Source organism: Christiangramia lutea (genome assembly GCF_022489035.1).
In the GTDB taxonomy this organism is placed as follows: Bacteria; Bacteroidota; Bacteroidia; order Flavobacteriales; family Flavobacteriaceae; genus Christiangramia; species Christiangramia lutea.
In genome coordinates this window covers 1-1100 of the sequence record NZ_JAKVTV010000023.1, presented here as the reverse complement: position 1 = coordinate 1100, position 1100 = coordinate 1, and the positions used below count along the sequence as shown (strand labels likewise).

The window sequence follows — 1100 nt, the reverse complement described above, 5'->3', positions numbered from 1 at the left end:
ATTGTTGACGGAATCTCAAGTTCCCACGGTTCATGTAACCTTATTCCTCTCTTTTGTTCTTTCTGGTTATATATTCAAAATTTAGAGAATTTAAACTTAAGACGGTTCATCGCCAATAAGCGGCACCGTTAGTAAGAAAATAATTAACTTGACCAACAAACCAATACTAAGCCGACAAATCCGCGTCCCCTACTCCGCCAACTGGCGATAACCGAGACCGTTGGCAACAAGCTGCACAAAAATTTAACTAAACTAGATGTAATAAATTAGAATTCGTATTTTTGATAAAAAGCGGAAAGATGGATTTAGAGGCTAAAAAAATATCATTTGTTCAAGAATTCCTTCGTTTACAAAATGAAGAAATTATAAATGGTTTAGAAAAGATGCTGCATAAAAGAAAGGCTGAACTACTCGAAAAAGAGATGAAACCAATGACTATGCAACAATTTAATGATGAAATTGATCAAGCATTAGAAGACTCTAAAAACGGAAGATTAACTAAAGCAAGTGATTTAAAATCGAAAGTTCAAAAATGGAGTTAACCGTTTATTGGACTCAATTAGCTGAGGATAAATTAGAGGATATATTCCATTATTATAAATATAAAGCTAGTAAAAGAGTAGCTGCAAAATTGATTAATGGAATTATTGATACTACAATTGATTTAGAAAAGACACCTGGAATAGGTCAAAAAGAATTTCTTCTTAAAGCAAGGGAGCAAGATTTTCGATATTTAGTTTTTAAAAACTACAAAATAATTTATTGGATTAATAAAAAACAAAACCGCATTGAAATCGCGAATGTTTTTGATACTAGGCAAAATCCAGAAAAGATTGCACAAACTCGGTAGCAGCCAGTTGCCAACAAAGAACTAAGGTAAAATCCAAGTCCTTTTAAGCTAATTTCGATAAATAATTTTCTTGGTAATAGGTTCCTGATTTAGCGATGGCAAATGCCTGTTTTAGAAGCTTACTACATACGGCTATTAATGCTAGCTTCTTACTCTTACCCTTCTCAACAATTCGCTCATAAATTTCCCTGCAGGCCTTATTGGTTTTGCAAGCAGTAAAGCTACACATGAATAGTAAATTGCGAAGTTT

General features: G+C 33.0%; 2 protein-coding genes and 1 pseudogene. 2 read left to right on the top strand and 1 reads right to left on the bottom strand.

What is annotated here, in order from left to right; all coding sequences use genetic code 11:
• The first annotated feature begins 299 nt into the window (after positions 1–299).
• On the top strand, positions 300–542 hold the full coding sequence (locus ML462_RS15980; protein ID WP_240714835.1) for a hypothetical protein: 243 nt from the start codon (positions 300–302) through the stop codon (positions 540–542).
• The gene (locus tag ML462_RS15975) at positions 533–850 is read left to right on the top strand and encodes a type II toxin-antitoxin system RelE/ParE family toxin (protein WP_240714834.1); all 318 of its coding nucleotides are present in this window, start codon (positions 533–535) and stop codon (positions 848–850) included. The genes ML462_RS15980 and ML462_RS15975 overlap by 10 nt, the downstream gene beginning before the upstream one ends.
• Positions 851–893: 43 nt before the next feature.
• Here ML462_RS15975 and ML462_RS15970 read toward each other — a convergent pair.
• Positions 894–1100 (bottom strand): annotated as a pseudogene (locus ML462_RS15970) (IS110 family transposase); the annotation flags it as partial.

Bases quoted from the DNA above. Each gene is read 5' to 3' on its own strand.
- ML462_RS15980 (WP_240714835.1), top strand. From the start codon at position 300: ATGGATTTAGAGGCTAAAAAAATATCATTTGTTCAAGAATTCCTTCGT.
- ML462_RS15975 (WP_240714834.1), top strand. From the start codon at position 533: ATGGAGTTAACCGTTTATTGGACTCAATTAGCTGAGGATAAATTAGAG.